Below are 21,096 nucleotides of genomic sequence, written 5' to 3'. Positions count from 1 at the left end.
GGCGGCCGGGGCGGGGGCCGGGGCGGGGGCCGCGGACGCCGGGAGGGCCGCCCCGCCGAGGGCGAGCGCGGTGGCAGCGCCCAGGGTGACCAGGCAGCGGGCGGCGGTCGACGTGGTCCTGATGCGCAACGTAGGTCCTTCGTTTCGTACGGGCAACGGGCGTGCGTTTCCCAGAACGTACGTCGAACAATCCCGGTTCACGCGATGGGACGATCATGTTCCGCCCCGTGGATGCCGGTTGACGGCCACGGGTAGGGCGGCGCCCATGACATACGAGTCCACGCAGCCCTTCCGTCTGCCGCGCTTCTACATGCCGTACCAGGCCCGGCTCAATCCGCACCTGGACGAGGCGCGGGCCCACTCCACGGTGTGGGCCCGCGAGATGGGGATGCTGGAGGGCAGCGGTGTCTGGGACCAGGGGGACCTCGACGCGCACGACTACGGCCTGTTGTGCGCGTACACGCACCCCGACTGCGACGGCCCGGCGCTCTCCTTGATCACCGACTGGTACGTGTGGGTCTTCTTCTTCGACGACCACTTCCTGGACATGTACAAGCGCACGAACGACCGGACGGCCGGCAAGGCGCACCTGGACCGGCTGCCGCTGTTCATGCCGATGGAGCTCGACACCCCCGTGCCCGAGCCGGAGAACCCGGTCGAGGCGGGCCTCATCGACCTGTGGCGGCGCACCGTGCCCGCCATGTCGATGGACTGGCGGCGCCGCTTCGCGGAGTCGACCGAGCACCTCCTGAACGAGTCGATGTGGGAGCTGTCCAACATCAACGAGGGGCGGATCGCCAACCCCGTCGAGTACATCGAGATGCGCCGCAAGGTGGGCGGCGCCCCCTGGTCGGCGGGCCTGGTGGAGTACGCGACCGCCGAAGTCCCGACATCCGTCGCGCGGTCGAGGCCCCTGCGCGTCCTCATGGAGACGTTCGCCGACGCCGTGCATCTGCGCAACGACCTCTTCTCCTACGAGAGGGAGGTCAGGGACGAGGGGGAACTCTCCAACGGGGTCCTGGTGTTGGAGACCTTCTTCGGCTGCACGACACAGGAGGCGGCGGAGGCCGTCAACGACGTGCTGACCTCGCGGCTGCACCAGTTCGAGCACACCGCGCTGACCGAAGTGCCCGCACTCTCCGTGGCGAAGGGCCTCACGCCCGACCAGGTAGCCGCGGTCGCCGCGTACACGCGCGGGCTGCAGGACTGGCAGTCCGGCGGCCACGAGTGGCACATGCGGTCGAGCCGCTACATGAACAAGGAGGCCGCCGCGCGGTCGGGCCCGCCCCTGGGCGGGCCGAGCGGCCTCGGGGCCGGCTCCACGGACGTACGGGCGCTGCTCGACGGCATCGGTGCCGAGCGCCTACGCGCGTACACGCACGTGCCGTTCCAGAAGGTCGGCCCCTCCCTGATCCCCGACATCTACATGCCGTTCGCCCTGAGCCTCAACCCGGAGCTCGACGGGGCCCGCGCGCGGCTGCTCCCCTGGACGCACCGCATGGGCATCCTGGGGGAGGGCGTCTGGGACGAGGACAAACTCCGCGCCTACGACCTGCCGTTGTGCGCGGCGGGACTCGACCCGGACGGCTCACCGGAGGCGCTCGACCTCAGCTCCCAGTGGCTCGCCTGGGGCACCTACGGGGACGACTACTACCCGCTGATCTTCGGGCACCGCCGCGACCCGGCCGCCGCCACACTCTGCACCGCGCGGCTCGCCGACTGCATGCCCGTGAACGGCGAGGAGATCCCGCCGCCGGCCAACGCCATGGAGCGCGGCCTCGCCGACCTGTGGCGGCGCACCACGGCCGACATGACCCCGGAGCAGCGCCGCACCCTGAAGGACGCCGTCGAGGTCATGACGGAGAGCTGGGTGTGGGAGGTCGCCAACCAGCTGCAGAACCGCATCCCCGATCCGGTCGACTACCTGGAGATGCGCCGCGCCACCTTCGGCTCCGACCTCACCCTGAGCCTGTGCCGAACGGGCCACGGGCCCGCCGTGCCGCCCGAGATCTACCGCACGGGCCCGGTGCGCGCCCTGGAGAACTCGGCGATCGACTACGCGATGCTGCTCAACGACGTGTACTCGTACCAGAAGGAGATCGAGTACGAGGGCGAGATCCACAACGCGATCCTGGTCGTGCAGAACTTCTTCGGTGCGGACTACCCGACGGCCCTCGGCATCGTGAACGACCTCATGACGCAGCGCATGCGGCAGTTCGAGCACATCGTCGAGCACGAACTGCCCGTCCTTTACGAGGACTTCGGCCTCGACCGCGAGGCGCGCACGGCCCTCGACGGCTATGTCGAGGACCTGCGGAACTGGATGGTGGGCATTCTCCACTGGCATGCGAACGTGGACCGTTACCGCGACGACTGGCTCGCCCGCCGCGCCCACGGCTTCGTCCCCGGCCGCGTTCCGGCGCCTCCGGTTCCGCTTGGTTTCAAGAACTGCACGTCCGGATTGGGCGCTTCGGGGAACTTCGCTGGGGCGTCAGCCGTCTTGTGAGGTGAGACGGCCGTTCATGGCCGCGACAGGCCGGCCGTTCGCGGCCGTGCAACGGGGACGATGTGAGAACACACGGGGGTGTTCTTTTCATGACCGAAATCTTCGAGCGCATCACGGACAAACTCACCGGGGTCGAGGAGGCCGCGAGCGAGATCGCCGCGGCCGCCGTGGGGGAACTGGCGCCTTACGTGGCGCCGTTGACGGTGCCGCCGGTACTGCGGCCCGACTCCGATGACGTCCGACAGGAAACGGAGATCGCGCTGCGGCCCACGTGGCAGCGGCTGCACCCGCAGCTCCCACCGACACTGATGTGGGGCTACGAGGGGACGGTGCCGGGCCCGACGATCGAGGTGCGGCGCGGGCAGCGCGTCCGCATCGCCTGGACGAACCGCATTCCGAAGGGCAGCGAGTACCCGGTGACGTCGGTGGAGGTGCCCAATCCGCCGACCGAGCCGGGGCAGGACCCGCCGCCCCCGCCGACCACACAGCCCGGCCGCGGCGGCGTCCCGGCGAACGAGGACGTGGCCGCGCTGCCCGCCTGGACCGTGACGCACCTGCACGGCGCGCAGACCGGCGGCGGCAACGACGGCTGGGCGGACAACGCGGTGGGCTTCGGCGACGCCCAGCTCTCCGAGTACCCGAACGACCACCAGGCGGTGCAGTGGTGGTACCACGACCACGCCATGAACATCACCAGGTGGAACGTGTACGCGGGCCTCTACGGGACATACCTGGTCCGGGACGACGAGGAGGACGCCCTGGGGCTCCCCTCCGGGGAGCGGGAGATACCGCTGCTGCTCGCCGACCGGAACCTGGACACGGACGAGGACGGCAGGCTCAACGGCAGGCTGCTGCACAAGACCGTGATCGTCGACCCGGCGAACGAGGAGACGGGCAAGCCCGTCTCCATCCCGTTCAGCGGCCCGTACACGACGGTCAACGGGCGGATCTGGCCCTACGCGCAGGTGGACGCGGGCTGGTACCGCTTCCGCCTGGTGAACGCGTCGAACGCGCGGATCTACAACCTGGTGCTCATCGACGAGGACGGCGACCCGCTGCCCGGCGTCGTGCACCAGATCGGCAGTGACGGCGGACTGCTGCCGCGGCCCGTCCCGATCGACTTCGACGACGCGCTGCCGACGCTGCCCGTCGCGCCCGCCGAGCGCATGGACCTGCTCATCGACTTCGCGTCGCTGGCGGGCAAGCGGGTGCGCCTGGTCGACAAGGGCCGCAATGAGGCGCCCGGCGAGCCGGACGTACCCGGCGATGTGCGCTACCCGCACGTCATGGAGTTCCGGGTCGGCGAGGGCGGTGACCCGGAGCCGTTCGTGCTGCCCGAGGTGCTGTCCGGGTCCTTCCGGAGGCTCACGCACGACATCGAGCACGGGCACCGGCTGATCGTCCTGACGCCGCCCGCGACCAAGGGCGGCGGCGGACACCCGGAGATCTGGGAGATGGCGGAGGTCACCGCCGACACGGAGGGCGCGGCGGGAGCCGAGGGCGTCCAGGTCCCCAGCGAAGGTGTCATTCAACTCATCAACGACAAGGGTGAGTTGAAGACGTACCGGCGTATCGCCCGGACCTTCAACGACGGGCTCGGCTTCACCATCGGCGAGGGCACCCACGAGCAGTGGAGCTTCCTCAACCTCGCGGTGAACCCGCCGGTCGTGCACCCGATGCACATCCACCTCGCCGACTTCCAGATACTCGGCCGGGACGTGTACGACGCCTCCGGGTTCGACGTGAAGGTGGGCGGCACGGTCAAGCCGGTCGCGTTCGACCCGAACTCGGTGATCCCGCTGCCGCCCAACGAGCAGGGGTACAAGGACGTGTTCCGCGCCCTGCCAGGGCAGATGCTGCGCGTCATGGGGAAGTTCGACGGGGCGTACGGCCGGTTCATGTACCACTGTCACCTCCTGGAGCACGAGGACATGGGCATGATGCGGCCCTTCGTGGTGCTTCCGAAGGAAGCCCTGAAGTTCGACCACGGGGCCGGGCACGGCGGTGGCCACGGGGGTCACACCGGCTGATCAGCTGATCGGCTGATCGGCCGATTCGGGAGGTGCACGGGGTGCCGGGTGCCGGCGTTCGAGCCGGCCCCGGCACTCTCACTCGTTCGTGGATCGTCGGGGGCGTGCGCGGAGGGTAGGGCTCTGGCCGTGGCCGAGTGAGCCAGGGACCGGAGGCGGGCGACCCGTGGAACAGACTGCGTTGCGTCCCAAGTCGATGCCGGGATCCGGGGGCCGGACATCGACCACGACGTCGGGGCCGGAGCCGCCGGGCGACCCGCTGACGAGGCCCGCGGCGGCGTCGAGGCCCGGCAGGCCGCACGCCGCCCGGCGGCGCGGCAGGCGCCTGTGCAGCGTGCTGTGCGGGCTGCTGTGCGCGGTCGTGCTCGTGTTGGCGGGCATCGGCCTCGGCACCGTGGGAGCCACGGTCATCGGCATGAGCAAGCTCGCCGAACTGAAGCGGCAGGCCCCACCCGCGGCACGGCCCGCGGCCCCGCCACCGAGCAGCAGCGCGCCCACGCCGGGACCCACCACAGCGCCCACGCCGCCCGCGTCGCCCCTGTCGCCGCTGTCGCTCCTGTCGAGGGGCGGGCTCGGCGTGGAGGTCGTCGACGCCCCCAAGGCGTCGGGCGCGCTCGTCGTCGCCGTGCACATCCCGGGCCCCGGCTACACGGGCGGCCTGGTTCGCGGCGACGTCCTGGTGGGCCTCGGCGGCCGGCGCGTCGGCTCCGCGCTCGACCTGGCGGCGCACGTGGCCGACGTGGCGGACAACAGACCGGGACGGCAGGTCGTGATCACGGTCCGGCACGCGAACGGGGAGCTGCAGAAGCTGGCGGTCACACCGGGGGTGCTCACGTGAGGCCCGCGTTCGCCGCGCGCCCCGCCCACGGCGCCTGAAATCATGGGCAGAGGTCGGTCTCGCGCCGCCCCGCGCCGCCGGGCAGGATGGCTGCCCGTACGACGCCCACGCCGATGAGCGCCTACCCGTACGAAAGGCCAGGACATGACGACCGGTACACCCGCGCCCTTCACCGCCGCCGACTACAAGGCCCGCATGGACCGTGCCGCTCAGTCCGCCGCCGCCGCGGGACTCGCAGGGGTGCTGGTCGCGCCGGGCCCCGACCTCGTATGGCTCACCGGCTACCACGTGCCGGCCGACACCGAGCGGCTCACGCTCCTCGTGCTCGCGGCCGACCAGGAGCCCACGCTCGTCGTGCCGACCCTGGAGGCGCCCGACGCCGCCAAGGCCGCCGGCGCCGACGCGATGACGCTGCGCGACTGGACCGACGGCAAGAACCCGTACGACGTCACCGCCCCGCTGCTCGACGTGACGGGCCGCTTCGGGGTGAGCGACAACGCCTGGGCGATGCATCTGCTCGGCCTGCAGAAGACCCTGCCCGAGACCTCGTACGTCTCGCTCACCGAGGCCCTGCCGATGCTGCGCGGCGTGAAGGACGCCGCCGAACTGGAGCGCCTCGCCGCCGCGGGCGCCGCGGCGGACGCCACGTACGAGGAGATCAAGAAGCTCGCCTTCGCGGGCCGCAAGGAGAACGACATCGCGCGTGAACTCGCCGGACTGCTCAAGCGGTTCGGGCACTCGCAGGTCGACTTCACCGTCGTCGGCTCGGGCCCGAACGGCGCCAACCCGCACCACGAGGCGAGCGACCGCGTCATCCAGGACGGCGACATGGTGGTGCTCGACTTCGGCGGCCTCAAGCACGGCTACGGCTCCGACACCACCCGTACCGTGCACGTCGGCGAGCCGACGGACGAGGAGCGCAAGGTGCACGACATCGTCCGGGAGGCGCAGACCGCGGCCTGCGACGCGGTGCGTCCCGGCATCGCCTGCCAGGACGTCGACCGGGTCGCCCGCAAGGTCATCACGGACGCCGGGTACGGCGAGTACTTCATCCACCGCACCGGGCACGGCATCGGCGTCACCACCCACGAACCGCCCTACATGATCGAGGGCGAGAAGCAGGAGCTGGTGCCGGGCATGTGCTTCTCCGTCGAACCCGGCGTCTACCTGCCGGGCCGGTTCGGCGTCCGCGTCGAGGACATCGTGACCGTCACCGAGGACGGCGGCCGACGCCTCAACGCGACGGCGCGCGAGATGGCGATCGTGGGCTGAGCGGCCATGCCGTCGACGCCACGGCAGCCCACTGCCGACGCCGTGCGCCGCGTCCTGGAGGCGATGCTTCCGGACGGCCGCGCTCCGCAGGTACGCCCCGTCACCGAGGGCGGCGAGCACTCCACGTGGTGGGTGGGCAAGGCGCACGTGCTGCGCCTGGCCACCGACCCGGCGATGTCCGCGCGGCTGCGGCGGGAGCTGCGCCTGCGTGATCTCGTACGCCCGCACGTCCCGGTCGCCGTGCCCGCGTCCGTCGCGGTGGGGGAGTGGGCGCCCGGCCTCGCCTGCACCCTCGACCAGCGGCTGCCCGGGGAGTCCGCCGAGGTCAGGGACGTCACCGCGGCCGGCGAGGAGGATCTCGCCGGGCTGCTCGCGGGGCTGCGGGCGGTGCCGGTCGCGCGGACCGGGCCGATCGGGGTGCCGAAGGTGCCGCCGCGCTCGCTGGAGAGCCTGCGCCGTGAGGCCGCCGCCGCGGCCCAGAAGCTCGACGCGGACGGCGAGTTCGAGGCCGAGCGGCTCGACCAGCTCGCCGCGCGGGCCGTCGCGCAGCTCGTCCCGCAGCCCGACACCGTGCTCGTCCACCACGACCTCAAGGGCGAGCATCTGACCGTGTCGGCGGACGGCCGGGTGCGCGGCGTCCTCGACTGGGCCGACGCGGTCGTCGGCGACGCGGCGGAGGACATCGCCGGGCTCACGATCGCGGTGGGCGCGCGTGCCGCGGTCCGCTCCGCGACGCTGGCGGGGTACGGACCGCGGTCGTGCCTGCGGGGGCTGTGGCTGGCCCGGTGCGATGTCCTGGTGCGGCTCGGGGACCGGCTGTACGGCGCCGACGACAGCCCCGTGGGCCTGCTGCGGGTGCAGGCGGAGCGGGCATGGGAGGCGATCCTGCTGGAGCTGGTGTCGGAGGGCTGAGCCCGCCTCCCGTCGCTACTGCCCGCTCCCGTCCGCCCTTAGGGCGTCACGGCGTCACGGCGCCACCGCGATCACGCAGGACTCCGCCGGGACCGTCAGCACCCCGTCCCTGCCCGGCAGTTCCACCGGTTCCCACGCGGCGAGCAGCCGTGCCACCGGCCGCCCCAGCGGAATCGACACCGGTACGTCCGACAGGTTCACCGCCACCCGAAGATCGCCGCGCCGGTAGGCGATCCACCGTGCCCGCTCGTCGTACGCGACCTTGACCGCGGCCAGATCGGGTTCCTGGAGGTCGGGGCGGGCCCGGCGCAGGGCGATGAGTTCGCGGTACCAGGCGAGCACGCGCGCGTGGTGGCCCGTTTCGCGCTCTTCCCAGTTCAGGCAGGAGCGCTCACGGGTGGCCGGGTCCTGCGGATCCGGGACGTCCGCCTCGGCCCAGCCGTGCGCCGCGAACTCCCGCCGCCTGCCCTTGCGCACGGCGTCGGCGAGAGCGGCGTCGGTGTGGTCGGTGAAGTACTGCCAGGGCGTGCTCGCCGCCCACTCCTCGCCCATGAACAGCATCGGCGTGAAAGGACCGGTGAGCACCAGCGTCGCCGCGCACGCGAGCAGCCCGGGGCCGACGAGCGCGCCGAGGCGCTCGCCCTGCGCCCGGTTGCCGACCTGGTCGTGGGTCTGCGTGTAGGCGAGCAGCCGGTGCGCGGGGACGGCGCTGCGGTCCAGCGGGCGACCGTGGTGGCGGCCGCGGAACGTCGAGTACGTGCCGTCGTGGAAGAAGCCGTGCGTGAGCGTCTTGGCGAGCGCGGCCATCGGCTGCCGTGCGAAGTCCCCGTAGTAGCCGCGCCGTTCACCGGTGACGGCCGCGTGCACGGAGTGGTGCACGTCGTCGTTCCACTGCGCGTGCAGTCCGAGACCGCCCGCGGAGCGCGGGGTGATGACGCGCGGGTCGCCGAGGTCGGACTCGCCGATCAGGAACAGCGGCCGGCCGAGCTCTTCGGCGAGCGCGTCCACGGCCGCCGAGAGCTCCTCCAGGAACGGCAGGGCGCGCCGGTCGTGGAGTTCGTGGACCGCGTCGAGCCGCAGCCCGTCGATCCGGTAGTCGCGCAGCCAGGCGAGCGCGCTGCCGATCAGGTACGCGCGCACCTCGTCGGAGCCGGGCGCGTCCAAGTTGATCGCGCTGCCCCACGGCGTGTGGTGGGTGTCGGTGAAGTACGGGCCGAACGCGGGCAGATGGTTGCCGGAAGGGCCCAGGTGGTTGTGCACGACGTCGAGCACGACACCGAGGCCGTGGTCGTGCGCGCTGTCGACAAAACGCTTCAGCGCCTCGGGCCCGCCGTACGGTTCGTGCACCGCCCACGGGGCGACCCCGTCGTACCCCCAGCCGTGCCGACCGGGCATGGGGCACAGCGGCATCAACTCCACGTGCGTGACACCCAGGTCGGCGAGGTCGCCGAGCCGCCCCGCGGCGGCGTCGAGCGTGCCCTCCTTCGTGTACGTGCCCACATGGAGCTCGTACAGAACCGCTCCGACGAGCCCGCGTCCCGGCCCGCTCGAGCGCCACTCGTACCGCTTGTGATCGACGACCGCGCTCAGCCCGTCCGGGCCCTCGGGCTGCCGCCGCGAGCGCGGGTCGGGCAGCACGGGCCCGCCGTCGATCGCGAACCCGTACCGCGTGCCGTCCACGGCCTCGGTCTGCCCTGACCACCAGCCCTCGCCCCGGTACGGGTCGCGGGACAACGCGCGCGTGGTGCCCTGTTCATCTTCGGCGCCCCGTATGTGGAGCGTTACCTGCTCGGCCTGTGGTGCCCACACCTCGAACTGCACGGGACCGTTCCCCCTCGTGACCGGATGCCTGCCGACAGTGACGGATGATTCCCATGGTGCGTCAGTTGTGATCGACGCGGGGCCGTTTTGCCGCGCTGGGGCATGCGTCACACGAAGTCGAGTGCCGCGGACCGCTCGCCCACACTCCCGGTTTTCTGGACACTTCGGCCTCCGCTGCCCGACAATTCCCCTTGTGACGTCCTCTTTTGAACACCACACGCACCCGGCTCGGCTCTCCGACGCCGAGCGGGACCGTGCGCTGAAGGTGCTCAGGGACGGCGTCGCACTCGGCCGGCTCTCGCACGACACGTTCGTGCGCCGCATGGAGCTGGTGTTCGCCGCCCGCAGGACCGAGGACCTCGACCGGCTCACCGCCGATCTGCACCAGGAGAGCCGCTGGTCGCGGGCGCTGTTCGGCACCGTGGGGGCGGTCTCCGGGTTCACCGTGCGGCTGCGCAGGGCGTGGACCGTGGAGCGGCTGCCGAAGCTGCTCCTGCCGCCGGCCGCGTCCCCGTACCCGCTGCGCATCGGCCGCGACCCGGCCAACGGGCTGCGGCTGAGCCACGACACGGTCTCGCGGGTGCACGCCGAGCTGAGCCGGCAGGCCGGCGTGTGGGTGCTGCGCGACCTCGGCTCGACCAACGGCACGTCGGTGAACGGGCGCAGGGTGATCGGCGCGGCGGTCGTCCGGGACGGCGATCACGTCGCCTTCGGGCGCATGGCGTTCCGGCTGTCCGTCGACTGACCCCGGGCCGCGCGCTCACCCGGGCGCGTGCCGCACCGCCGCCACCGTCGTCCGCGCCTGATGCTCGATCTGGTGGGCCACCGGTATCCACCGCGCCCCGAACCGCTCGGCGTACACCTCGCACCACCGTGTGACGAGGGCGTCGAGGCGGGGCGCCGCCAGGTCGTCGGCCTCCTCCAGGACCCGCAGGAGCATCGCCGCGGCCCGCAGCGGAAGCCGCCGCGCGAACGCGTCGATGCTGCCGACGTACGCCATCGTGGCGCCCGGCGGCGGCGGTTGGACCCAGTCGTCCGCGAGCCCCGGCACCAGGCCCAGGGCCCAGCAGGCCGCACCGAGGAGCGGCCCGCCGGTGTCCGGGAGCCGGGGCATGGCCTCCGTGAGGATCTCCTCCACGAGCCGGGTGTCGCGGCTCAGCCGGGCCGACAGGCGCCGCAGCGCCCGCTCGGGCGCGGGGTGCGGGGCCGGGTCGTCCACCAGGTCGCTGGCCCACATCGGGACCTCCACGATCGCCGTGGAGCCGCCGTAGCGGTGCGCGTGGTGCCACGTCGACAGGCGGGCGTCGTCGGGCAGGCTCGGGAACGCGGCCTGCGCGTCCAGGTCCGGCATCACGTGGACACCGCGCCCCGACGTCGGCCAGCCCGCCGCGTCCGACGCCCCGGTCTCCACCGGTATGTGCAGTTCGGCGGCCGACTTGGCGAAGGGCTCGGCGAGCCCCGGTATGTCCCGCGTCAACTGCACCCAGCTGCCGCCCAGTTCGGTGCCGTGCAGGGACACCTGGAGGTAGGGCCGCACCTCGTCGATCAAGCCGACCAGGGTCTTCGTCTCCGGAGGGAGCCGGTCAGGGGGCAGCACGGACGGCGACCACTCCGGCTGCTCCGCGCCCGTGGGCCTGAAGAAGCCCCGGTGGTAGTCGAGCAGCGAGTGCGGCTCCGGAGCGTTGTGCAGGGCCGCGCCGTCCGGGTCCGCGCACAGCAGGAAGTGCCACGATCGGTCGGTGCGCAACTCCCGGTCGAAGAGCGCCTTTTCGGCCAGGTGCAGCGCCGTGGGGCCACCCGTGGGTTCGTTGGCATGAGCCCCCGCCACGATGAGGACGGCGCGCCGGTCGTGCCCTATGGACAGCAGATGCAGGGGGCGCCCCCCACGCGACGTCCCGACCTGGCGTAGGTGACACAGGTCAGGGCGGTGAGACGTCAGCTCCCGCGCTGACTGGACCAACTCGGCCGAGGTGGGGTACCGCTGCTCCGTCAGGTGACTCACCCCCGTTGGTGCTCCCGGCGTCAGCAATCCGCAGTACCCCATGCTCCGCTCCATGTGTCAAGAAGGCCTATACAGCGGCCCCGGGCCGCTCGGCAGGGGAGAGTTCACGCCACCGCGGCCCCGCGCAGGTCAGACCCCTGCGTCACCCTGAGTCACCGCTGTCACTCGTACGGTGGAACGGAGGCTGCGTGACGAAGGCCTCGGTGGTGCGCTGGGAAGAGCCGCGCGCAGCGACCGGTGCGCGCCCCGGTACAGAGTGGAGTCCCGCGGTGCTGTGCCCTTCCGGACCGGTCTCGTATCCCTACGCACCGGGCTCCTACCCGCGCGCGGGGGCCGCGACGCAACTCCCGAGTCTCGCCTCGCCGCGGACCGCCCACGATCCGTTCCCGCTGTACCGCACCCTGCGGGCCACCCGCCCGCTGCACCTCGACGAGCCCTTCGGAGCGTGGCTCCTCAGCCGCTACGTGGACGTGCGCACGGCGCTCGCCGACCCCCGGCTGGTCGCTCCGCCGCCCGGCCGCACCTTCACCCACCTCGAAGCGGACACGCACGCCGACCAGCGTGCGCTCCTCGCCCCGGCCCTCCAAGGACGCGCGTTGGCCGCCCTGAAGGCGAGCGTCGAACGCACCGCCTACGTACTCGCGTGCCGCCTCGCCCGACGCCACGAGGCCGACCTGGTCGAGGAGTTCTGCCACTGGCTGCCCGCGGCGGCCGTCGTCCGCGCGCTGGGCCTGCCCTACGAGGCCACCGCCCACGTCGCCGACCTGTGCCGCGCGGGGCTCACCCACCTGGGCGGCGCCCCCGCGGCCATGGACGCCTTCCTGCGCCCGCAGATCGCCCGCCGCCGCGCGCACCCGAAGGACGACCTCCTGGGCGCCCTGTGCGCCGCGCGGGCCGACGGGCGGCCGCTGTCCGACGACACCGTCTGCGGGCTGGCCGCGACGCTCCTCGGTGCCGGTGGGGACGCCACCGCCCGGGCCCTCGCCGCGCTTCTCGCCAACCTCCTCGACCACCCCGAGCAGTTGGCGCTGGTACGGGCCCGCCCCGAACTCGTCGACGCCGCCTGGGCCGAGTCGCTGCGCCGCGACCCCGCCGCGCACGTCGTCCTGCGCAGGGCGCTCGCGCCGGTCCCGGTGAGCGGCGGCACGATACCGGCGGGCGCCACGGTCGCGTGCCTGGTGGGAGCGGCGGGCAGGGACGCGGCCCGGTTCGCCGACCCCGACCGCTACGACCTGTTCCGCGCGGCTCCCGGGCAGCTGGCCCACGGCACCGGGCGGCACCGCTGCCCGGGCATCCAACTCGCCCGGCTCACCGCCGACGCGGGGCTGCGCGCCCTGCTGGCGGCGCTGCCGTCGATGGCGTGGGCGCCGGGCTTCAGGCCCGCCCACGAGGGCCTGCTCACGCGGTCCCCGGCGGCGCTGGTGGTACGTCTGCGGTGAGGGCCCGTAGATCCTTGCCCTCGTCATCGTCATCGTCATCGTCATCGTCATCGCCGGCGCGGACGAGGAGCGCCACAGGGAGATGCGCGAAGAGCGCCGCCACGCGCGCGTGCCCAGTGAATCGCTGCTCCGGGGCGAGCAGGTCGACCCACTCGCCCTCGGGGAGCGCGAGCCGGGTCGAGCGCCATCCGCCGGCGTCCGCGAGCCGCAAGGAGAGCCGGGTCGTCGCCACGACCACGCGGCCCGAGCGCGCGTAGGCGACGCAGTGCGCCTCGCCGGGGCCCTCGGCGGGCAACGGCTCGTAGGTGGCCGCGCCGCCGAACCACTCGGGGTGCGCGCGGCGCAGGCGCAGCGCGCACCTGGTGAGTTCCGCCTTGGTGCTGTGCTCCATGGGGGCGAGCCGGGCGGGCGCACGGTTGTCCGGGTCCACCAGGGCGCGGTACTCGTGCTCCGTGCCCTGGTAGAGGTCCGGTACGCCCGGCATCGTGAGGTGGAGGAGGGCCGCGCCCAGGATGTTCGCGCGCACATGGGGCTCGACGCCGTCCATGAAGCGCAGCACCTCGTTGCCCGGCGGGCCGCACGGGCCGGACGCCACGAAGTCCTCCACCGCGCGTTCGTAGTCCTCGTTCTGCTCCGTCCACGTCGTGAACAGGCCCGCCTCGCGCGCGTGCTTGAGCATCGCGCGCCGCAGCCGCGCCGGTTCGGCGGGGCCGAGCCCGGCCACGGTCTGCCAGGCGGCCCACGCCAGTTGCGGGTCGGGCGCGCTCGCGCCGCCGCCGCGCGCGGTCCGCCCGGTGACCTCCGCGAGGAGGGCCTCCCACCGCTCGGGGCACTGCGTCAGGACGCAGACACCGGCCCGCACGTCGGCGCTGCGCTTCGTGTCGTGCGTCGTCAGGACCGTCGACGTATAGGGCCAGTCGCGCTGCACGCGCGTGCAGTACGCGTGGAACGCCTCCACGGACACGGCGGGGTCCCCGGGCGAGCCGCCCACCTCCAGGGCCGACAGGAGCGGTGTGAACCGGTAGAACGCCGTGTCCTCCACCGACTTGGCGCGCAGCGCCGACGCGGTCTGCGCGAACCGTGCGCGGAACTCCGCGTGCGCGGGGCCCACGCCGCGCCGACCCAGCGCCAACTCCCGTACGGCGTCGACCGCGCGGGCCTCCTCAGGAACCGCGAACGCGGCCTTCGCCTCGCGCGCCGCGGATGCCGTCAGAACCGTCTCAGGGGCCGCGCCCCCGGCCGCGTAGGGCCGGTACACCGGAACCCGCACCAGAAGCTCGCACAGGGCCGTACGCAGCGCCCAGGGGGCGTGGTCGCGCAGCTCCGGCTCCTCGGCGCACAGCGCGGTGGCCTCCCGCGTCAGCCGGTCCACCTCGGTGGCCAGTTCGTGCGTGACGACGCGGTGCGCGGCGCGCCGCACGGTCGCCGGCCAGTGCCCGCCCCGGTCCGCCGCGACCCCCGTGAACCGGCGGAACAGACCCAGGAGTTCGTCGGCCCCCGCCGGGTCAGTGAACAGCCCGTCGATGTGCCGCAGCGCGTCGTACCCGGTGGTGCCGGCCACCGGCCACGCGGCGGGCAGCCGTTCCTCGTCCTCCAGGATCTTCTCGACGACGGTCCACCGGCCACCGGCCGCCTCGCTCAGGCGCTGCAAATAGGCGCCCGGGTCCGCGAGCCCGTCGGGGTGGTCGATCCGCAGCCCGTCGACGACGCCCTCGCGCAGCAGCGCGAGCAGCGTGCCGTGCGTCGCCTCGAAGACCTCCGGAACCTCCACCCGTACGGCGATCAGATCCGAAATCGTGAAGAAACGCCGGTAGTTGAGCTCGGTGCGGGCGAGACGCCACCAGGCGAGGCGGTACCACTGGGCGTCGAGCAGCCGGGGGAGCGGCAGGCCCGCGGTGCCCTCGCGCACCGGAAACGCGTGCTCGTAGTAGCGCAGTACGTCGCCGTCCGCCTTCAAGTGCGGTAATTCCTCGCCTATATGGCGGCCCAGGACCGGCAGCAGCACCCGGCCGTCCTGCGCCTCCCAGTCGACGTCGAACCAGCGCGCATACGGAGACGAGGGGCCGTCGCGCAACATGTCGCGCAGTGGCCGGTTGTGCGACACGGCCGCCGCCATGTGGTTGGGCACCAGGTCCACGACCAGGCCCAGACCGTGCCCGCGCGCCGTCCGGGCGAGGTCCCGCAGGCCCTCCTCGCCGCCCAGCTCGGCGCGCACGCGCGTGTGGTCCACCACGTCGTAGCCGTGCGTCGAACCCGGCACCGCCTCCAGGACCGGCGACAGATGCAGATGGGAGACCCCCAAGGAGGCCAGATACGGGACCGCAGCCGCCGCCGCGGCGAACCCGAAGTCCGGTTGCAGCTGGAGCCGGTACGTCGCCGTGGGGGTCGTCGGTGTCGGCGTCGCGGGCGGCATCGGGGCTTGAGGCGTCATGCGAACCTACGTACCCGCGCCGCCGCCTTTCGTGTCATCACCGCATGCATGCGCGCACGCGTGCCTCGTTAACGTCGGACGATGCCTGGTACATCCAACAAGGCCGGTGGAACGCTCGACGCGTACCGCAGGGTGCTCGCGGCGACGGGGCGCCCGCTGCCCGTCGTGTCGTTCCTCGGGCGGCTGCCGGTCGCGGTGATCCAGTTCGGCAGCGTCCTCCTGGTGACCCGCACCAGTGGCTCCCTCGCCACCGGAGGCGTCGTCGCCTGCGCCCTCGCGCTCGGCCAGGTGGCCATGGGGCCCTTCGTCGGGAGGCTCGCGGACCGGCGCGGCCAGCGCCCCGTCGTCCTCGCCCTCGCGCTGCTCAACGGGCTCACGATCGCCGCCTACACGCTGGGCGCCCTCGCGGGCCTGCCGACGGCGGCGCTGATCGCGCTCGGTGTCCTCGCGGGCGCCACCGTCCCCGGCATCGGGCCGCTCGCGCGTGCCCGTGGCGTCGCGCTCGTGCGGCGTGAGGGCGGCGACGAACGGGTGGTGAACGCCGTGCTATCTCTGGAGTCCACCATGGACGAGCTCAGCTTCGTCCTCGGCCCCGCGCTCATCGGAGTCGCCTCCGTGGTGGCGCACCCCGCCTACGCGTTCGGCGCGGCCGCGCTCCTCGTCGCGGTCTGCGGCACCGCGTTCGCGCTGCACCCGACCGCCACGGCGGTGCCGCCCGCCCCGGCCGGTACGCGGCCACGCGCGCGGGCGGACCGGCCACGGCTGCCGCGCCAGGTCAAGGTGGTGCGCGTCGGGCTCGTCCTCCTCGGCATCCTGCTCGGCGGCTGCGGCGCCGGAATCACCGCGCTCACCGAGGAGTTGGGACACAGCGACCAGGCGGGGCTCGTCTACGCCGCCATGGGCGTCATGAGCGCCGTCGTCGGCCTGTCCATGGCGGCGGTGCCCGCCCGGTTCACGCTGCGGGCCCGCTGGCGCGTCGCCACCGCGGCCGCCGCCCTCCTGTCGCTCCCGCTGATCGTCACGCACTCCATGGCGCTCCTGTACGTCGCGGTGACCGTCTTCGGCGCCCTGTTCGCCCCGAACCTGATCACCGGGTTCGGGCTCACCGAGCAGGCCGTGCCGCGCGAACGGCTCGGCGAGGGCATGACGGCCGCGGTGAGCGCGTTCGTCGGCGGACAGGCCGTCACGCTCGCCGTGGCAGGCCGTCTCGCGCAGGCCCACGGGGCCGCTGCCGCCTTCGCGGTGGGCAGCCTGGCCGCCGGGCTCGCCTTCCTCGTCGCACTGCGCGTACGGCCCCTCCAGGCGGCCGGCGAGACGGCTACGCCGGCCGTTGCAACACCGTGAGGCTGCGGCCCTGCAAGGTGACCCGGTCGCCGGCCTGCACCTTCGGACCCTCGCCCGCCGAAAGGCCCTCGGTCAGCGCCGTGTCGACGACGGTCTGCCACTGGCGCCCGTGGTCGACCGGGACCACGAACTCCCTGGGCTGCGGCGATGCGTTGAACAGCAGCAGGAACGAGTCGTCCTGAATGCGCTCGCCGCGCGCGCCGGGCTCCGAGATCGCGTTGCCGTTGAGGAACACGGACAGGGCACGGGCCTGCGCCACGCCCCAGTCCCGCTGCGCCATCTCCTCGCCCTCCGGGGTGAACCACGCGATGTCCGACAGGTCGTCGTGCGTGCCCTCGACCGGGCGGCCGTGGAAGAAGCGCCGCCTGCGGAACACCGGGTGATCGCGGCGCAGCCGCACCATCGCGCGCGTGAACTCCAGGAACGGATCCGGTGCGGCGTCGGAGTCGGCCCAGCGCACCCACGCCACCTCGTTGTCCTGGCAGTAGGCGTTGTTGTTGCCGCCCTGGGTGCGTCCGAACTCGTCGCCGTGGCTGAGCATCGGGACGCCCTGCGACAGCATCAACGTAGCGATGAAATTGCGCATTTGGCGGGCCCGCAGGTCGAGCACCGCCGTGTCGTCGCTCTCGCCCTCGGCGCCGCAGTTCCAGGACCGGTTGTGGCTCTCGCCGTCGCGATTGCCCTCCCCGTTGGCGTCGTTGTGCTTGTCGTTGTACGACACCAGATCGCGCAGGGTGAAACCGTCGTGGCAGGTGACGAAGTTTATGGAGGCGAGCGGGCGGCGTCCGTCGTCCTGGTAGAGGTCCGACGAGCCGGTCAGCCGGCCCGCGAACTCGGCGAGTGTGCGCGGCTCGCCGCGCCACAAGTCCCGCACGGTGTCCCGGTACTTGCCGTTCCACTCGGTCCACAAGGGCGGGAAGTTCCCCACCTGGTAGCCGCCCTCGCCGACGTCCCAGGGCTCCGCGATCAGCTTCACGCGGGAGACCACCGGGTCCTGCTGCACCAGGTCGAAGAACGACGACAGGCGGTCCACCTCGTGGAACTGCCGGGCCAGGGTGGCCGCCAGGTCGAAGCGGAACCCGTCGACGTGCATCTCCTCGACCCAGTAGCGCAGCGAATCCATGATCATCTGGAGGACGTGCGGGGACCGCATCAGGAGCGAGTTTCCCGTCCCCGTGGTGTCCATGTAGTAACGCGGGTCGTCGGTCAGCCTGTAGTAGGAGGGATTGTCGAGGCCCTTGAAGGACAGCGTCGGACCCAGATGGTTGCCCTCGGCCGTGTGGTTGTAGACCACGTCCAGAATGACCTCGATGCCCGCCTGGTGCAGCGCCCGCACCGCGGACTTGAACTCCAGCACCTGCTCGCCGCGGTCGCCCCACGACGCATACATGTTGTGCGGGGCGAAGAAGCCGATCGTGTTGTAGCCCCAGTAGTTGTTCAGCCCCATCTCGACCAGGCGGTGGTCATTGACGAACTGGTGCACCGGCATCAACTCCAGCGCGGTGACACCCAGTTCCGTCAGGTGATCGATGACCGCCGGATGGGCGAGCGCCGCGTACGTGCCGCGCAACTCCTCGGGCAGCGAAGGATGCCGCATCGTCAGGCCCTTCACATGCGCCTCGTAGAGCACCGTCTCGTGGTACTCCGTGCGCGGCAACCGGTCGTCACCCCAGTCGAAGTACGGATTGACCACCACCGACGCCATCGTGTGCGGCGCCGAGTCCAGATCGTTGCGCTCGTCCGGCGCGTCGAACGGATAGCCGTACACCGACTCGTTCCAGTCGATCCGCCCGCTGATGGCGCGCGCGTACGGGTCGAGCAGCAGCTTCGCCGAGTTGCAGCGCAGGCCGCGCGCGGGCTCGTACGGGCCGTGCGCCCGGTACCCGTAGCGCTGCCCCGGCATGATCCCCGGCAGATACGCGTGCCTCACGAAGGCGTCGGCCTCCCGCAGCTCCACCGCGGTCTCCGAGCCGTCGTCGTGCAACAGGCACAGCTCCATACGGTCGGCGGCCTCCGAGAAGACCGCGAAGTTCGTCCCGGCACCGTCGTACGCGGCACCCAGTGGAAACGCCTGTCCAGGCCAGACCTGCATGCTGACGACTCTTCCTTCCCCGAGCGACATCGCACACTCTCTGCCCGAAAGTGAGGCAACCACACGGGAGTTGGAGGGCTCTAACACGACGACCATGTCGGACCGGCAGTCCTCGACCGGGGCTGCCGGGGAAGTTGGGGGAAGATGTGCGCACAACTGTAAGACGCCATCTCGGGAAGCTGATGGCGGTGGTGGCGCTCGCGGTGGCGGGCGGTGCCGTCGCGGTCGGCGTGACACTGCCGGATGACGGCGGGAGCGGCATGAGCAGGGCGGGGGCCGCACGGCAGGACGCGGTGGCCCCGGAGGGAACCGTGGAGCCGGCGCCGGCCGAGGACGCGAAGGGGGTGGGGCGCGATCCGCTCACGGACGCCGAGACGGAGCGCGCCGAGAAGCTGGCGACGGCGGGCAACGGCCTACGGATGGACGCGCGGGACGTGGAGGGCGACCGAGGCCCCCAGCACCTGTCGACGAACCTGACAGAGGTCGACCCCGGACTCAGCGGCGCCGCCGCAGGCGAACGCCGTGCCGACGTCGTGTACTACGACTACAAGAGCGACTCCGTCGTCACGAAGACGGTGAACCTCGACACGGGGAAGGTCGAGGACAGCAGGACCGACCAGGGCGTGCAGCCGCCGCCCAGTCGGGACGAACTGACAGAGGCGGCCCAGCTGTTGATCGCGGATCCACTGGGCGCCGACGTAAAGGGCGACTACAAGGACGCCACCGGCAAGCAGCTCGCGAAGCCGGACCAACTGCAGCTGAGCGGCATGGTGTTCCGCAAGAAGACCGTCGCGAACATCCCCGCCGGCCTCAAGGAGTGCGGCGAGCACCGCTGCCTGCGTGTCATCACCAAGGTCGTCAACGGGCCGTGGATCGACACCCGCGCCCTCGTCGTCGACCTGAGCGCCCGCACCGTCTCCCGCCTCGGCTGAGGACCTCGCCGACCTCTCCTCCATGAAGGAGCGCTTCCGTATGCACGTCAACAGAGTTCCGCGCGCCCGCAAAAGGCCCGCACTCGCGGTCGCGGGTCTCGCGGTCACCGCGCTGCTCGCCGGCCTCTTCGCCACCGCACCCGCCGCCACGGCCGCCCCGCCACAGGCGCCCCGGGCCGCCGCGCCTGCCTGCTCGGACGCGTACCGCATCGAGCAGACCCTCGACGGCGGCACCACCTGGCGCATGTGCTGGCACTACAACACGCTGTCGGGGCTCGTCCTTGACGACGTCAGCTACCAGCCCAAGGGTGAGGCCCAGCCGATCCGCGTCCTCACCAGCGCACGGCTCGCACAGGTCCATGTCCCCTACGACGACGGGGAGGCCGAGTACGACGACGTCACCGGCACCGACTTCGGGCAGGCTCTGCAGAACCTGAAGCCGGGCGAGTGTCCCGGCGGCACCATCAAGACCGTCAAGGTCCCCGACATGGGCAACGTGAAGGGGCTGTGCACGACCACGCGTGCGCGTGGGCACGCGTACCGGCTGAGTGACGACGACTCGACCGGAGGCAGCGGCAAGGTCTTCAGCGCCCAGGGCAAGGACCTGCTCGTCTACACGGTCAACAAGGCGTCCTGGTACGAGTACATCACCGAGTGGCGCTTCGCCTCCGACGGCACCATCACGTCCAATGTGGGCGCCACCGGCAGCCTCTCCCCGTACGACTACGACGGCACCGACGGCAAGGGCTGGCCCATCGGCAAGGGCGCGAGCGCCTACGCCGAGAGCCACAACCACAACGTCTTCTGGAGGCTCAACTTCGGCCTGGACGGCTCCCCCAAGGCCAAGGTCGAGCAGTACGACTCCAAGGTGACGCCGCCACAGGGGGACGGATCGCCCAAGACGAAGACGACCCGCACCCCCGTCACCAAGGAACTCGCGGGCGACATAAAGGACATGCGGTGGTGGCGCGTGGTCTCCACCGCGGGCAAGAACAAGGACAACCACCCGAGGTCGTACGAGTTCGTCCCGGGCCGCTCCAACAAGTTCCCCGGACGCGCCTTCACCAAGCACGACGTCTACTTCACCGAGTACAAGAAGTGCGAGCAGTACGCGAGCGACAATCCGGCGGCGAACTGCGGTGGCACGAGCGTCAACAAGTGGGTGAACGGTCAGACGCTCAAGCACCCGATCACCTGGGTCAACATCGGGTTCCACCACATCGCCCGTGACGAGGACCAGCAGCCCATGCCCGTGCACTGGCAGGGCTTTTCCCTGGCCCCCAGGGACGTGACCGCTATGAATCCGCTCACTCCCGCCGACCTCGCGGGGCAGAACGGGGTTCCCCGAAACGGTAGTTGAGAAACCAGCGGCTTCATCCGGCTGCATCGCCACCCGCTCCCGGAGTACCCTTCCTTGATCGTTGCTGGGGGAAGTGGTCCACAGGTTCGTGCACGACAACTCGGGGGAGCGGAAGGC

At 72.1% G+C, this 21,096-nt stretch carries 14 protein-coding genes; 10 read left to right on the top strand and 4 right to left on the bottom strand.

The window, feature by feature from the left end:
- The first annotated feature begins 265 nt into the window (after window positions 1-265).
- The 5 genes from cyc2 to OKJ99_RS17140 all read left to right on the top strand — a co-directional run bounded on the left by cyc2 (window position 266) and on the right by OKJ99_RS17140 (window position 7,558).
- Window positions 266-2,506 (top strand): germacradienol/geosmin synthase Cyc2, encoded by a 2,241-nt coding sequence (gene cyc2 / locus OKJ99_RS17160; RefSeq protein ID WP_326017194.1) that lies wholly within the window; start codon window positions 266-268, stop codon window positions 2,504-2,506.
- Between the two features lie 89 nt (window positions 2,507-2,595).
- Window positions 2,596-4,536 (top strand): O-aminophenol oxidase PhsA, encoded by a 1,941-nt coding sequence (gene phsA, locus OKJ99_RS17155; protein ID WP_326017192.1) that lies wholly within the window; start codon window positions 2,596-2,598, stop codon window positions 4,534-4,536.
- Window positions 4,537-4,702: 166 nt separating this feature from the next.
- Complete coding sequence (locus OKJ99_RS17150) at window positions 4,703-5,374, top strand: PDZ domain-containing protein (RefSeq protein WP_326017191.1); 672 nt, start codon at window positions 4,703-4,705, stop codon at window positions 5,372-5,374.
- Window positions 5,375-5,518: 144 nt separating this feature from the next.
- Window positions 5,519-6,646, top strand: coding sequence for an aminopeptidase P family protein (locus OKJ99_RS17145; RefSeq protein ID WP_326017189.1), 1,128 nt, complete (start codon window positions 5,519-5,521; stop codon window positions 6,644-6,646).
- Window positions 6,647-6,652: 6 nt separating this feature from the next.
- Window positions 6,653-7,558, top strand: coding sequence for an aminoglycoside phosphotransferase family protein (locus tag OKJ99_RS17140; protein WP_326017188.1), 906 nt, complete (start codon window positions 6,653-6,655; stop codon window positions 7,556-7,558).
- Between the two features lie 54 nt (window positions 7,559-7,612).
- On the opposite strand, the gene treZ is transcribed toward OKJ99_RS17140, so the two are convergent.
- The gene (gene treZ / locus OKJ99_RS17135) at window positions 7,613-9,379 is read right to left on the bottom strand and encodes a malto-oligosyltrehalose trehalohydrolase (protein ID WP_326017186.1); all 1,767 of its coding nucleotides are present in this window, start codon (window positions 9,377-9,379) and stop codon (window positions 7,613-7,615) included.
- A 193-nt stretch (window positions 9,380-9,572) separates the two neighbouring features.
- On the opposite strand from treZ, the gene OKJ99_RS17130 reads away from it, so the two are divergent.
- Window positions 9,573-10,124, top strand: coding sequence for a DUF1707 and FHA domain-containing protein (locus OKJ99_RS17130; protein WP_326017185.1), 552 nt, complete (start codon window positions 9,573-9,575; stop codon window positions 10,122-10,124).
- A gap of 15 nt (window positions 10,125-10,139) precedes the next feature.
- On the opposite strand, the gene OKJ99_RS17125 is transcribed toward OKJ99_RS17130, so the two are convergent.
- Window positions 10,140-11,381 carry a M14 family zinc carboxypeptidase gene (locus tag OKJ99_RS17125; protein ID WP_326017183.1) on the bottom strand — a complete coding sequence of 414 codons (1,242 nt, stop codon included), beginning with the start codon at window positions 11,379-11,381 and terminating at the stop codon, window positions 10,140-10,142.
- Window positions 11,382-11,569: 188 nt separating this feature from the next.
- On the opposite strand from OKJ99_RS17125, the gene OKJ99_RS17120 reads away from it, so the two are divergent.
- Window positions 11,570-12,820 (top strand): cytochrome P450, encoded by a 1,251-nt coding sequence (locus OKJ99_RS17120; protein ID WP_326017181.1) that lies wholly within the window; start codon window positions 11,570-11,572, stop codon window positions 12,818-12,820.
- On the opposite strand, the gene treY is transcribed toward OKJ99_RS17120, so the two are convergent.
- Window positions 12,780-15,251, bottom strand: coding sequence for a malto-oligosyltrehalose synthase (gene treY / locus OKJ99_RS17115; protein ID WP_326017179.1), 2,472 nt, complete (start codon window positions 15,249-15,251; stop codon window positions 12,780-12,782). The two genes, OKJ99_RS17120 and treY, sit on opposite strands and share 41 nt — an antisense overlap.
- An 81-nt stretch (window positions 15,252-15,332) precedes the next feature.
- Here treY and OKJ99_RS17110 point away from each other — a divergent pair, with 81 nt between their 5' ends.
- Window positions 15,333-16,595, top strand: coding sequence for an MFS transporter (locus OKJ99_RS17110; RefSeq protein ID WP_326017177.1), 1,263 nt, complete (start codon window positions 15,333-15,335; stop codon window positions 16,593-16,595).
- Here the strand turns inward: OKJ99_RS17110 and glgX are convergent.
- On the bottom strand, window positions 16,570-18,687 hold the full coding sequence (gene glgX / locus OKJ99_RS17105; protein WP_326017175.1) for a glycogen debranching protein GlgX: 2,118 nt from the start codon (window positions 18,685-18,687) through the stop codon (window positions 16,570-16,572). The two genes, OKJ99_RS17110 and glgX, sit on opposite strands and share 26 nt — an antisense overlap.
- Window positions 18,688-18,833: 146 nt before the next feature.
- On the opposite strand from glgX, the gene OKJ99_RS17100 reads away from it, so the two are divergent.
- Complete coding sequence (locus OKJ99_RS17100) at window positions 18,834-19,619, top strand: Tat pathway signal sequence domain protein (protein ID WP_326017173.1); 786 nt, start codon at window positions 18,834-18,836, stop codon at window positions 19,617-19,619.
- 40 nt (window positions 19,620-19,659) lie between these two features.
- Window positions 19,660-20,979, top strand: a complete 1,320-nt coding sequence (locus OKJ99_RS17095; RefSeq protein ID WP_326017171.1) for a copper amine oxidase — start codon at window positions 19,660-19,662, stop codon at window positions 20,977-20,979.
- Window positions 20,980-21,096: the final 117 nt, after the last annotated feature.

The sequence above is a fragment of the Streptomyces endophyticus genome, assembly GCF_035798155.1.
Taxonomy (GTDB): domain Bacteria; phylum Actinomycetota; class Actinomycetes; order Streptomycetales; family Streptomycetaceae; genus Streptomyces; species Streptomyces endophyticus.
This window is presented reverse-complemented; position numbering and strand designations above follow the sequence as displayed.

Coding starts and splice junctions, on each gene's coding strand:
- cyc2 (WP_326017194.1), top strand. CDS start 266: ATGACATACGAGTCCACGCAGCCCTTCCGTCTGCCGCGCTTCTACATG.
- phsA (WP_326017192.1), top strand. CDS start 2,596: ATGACCGAAATCTTCGAGCGCATCACGGACAAACTCACCGGGGTCGAG.
- OKJ99_RS17145 (WP_326017189.1), top strand. CDS start 5,519: ATGACGACCGGTACACCCGCGCCCTTCACCGCCGCCGACTACAAGGCC.
- OKJ99_RS17140 (WP_326017188.1), top strand. CDS start 6,653: ATGCCGTCGACGCCACGGCAGCCCACTGCCGACGCCGTGCGCCGCGTC.
- treY (WP_326017179.1), bottom strand. CDS start 15,251: ATGACGCCTCAAGCCCCGATGCCGCCCGCGACGCCGACACCGACGACC.
- OKJ99_RS17110 (WP_326017177.1), top strand. CDS start 15,333: ATGCCTGGTACATCCAACAAGGCCGGTGGAACGCTCGACGCGTACCGC.
- glgX (WP_326017175.1), bottom strand. CDS start 18,687: ATGCAGGTCTGGCCTGGACAGGCGTTTCCACTGGGTGCCGCGTACGAC.
- OKJ99_RS17095 (WP_326017171.1), top strand. CDS start 19,660: ATGCACGTCAACAGAGTTCCGCGCGCCCGCAAAAGGCCCGCACTCGCG.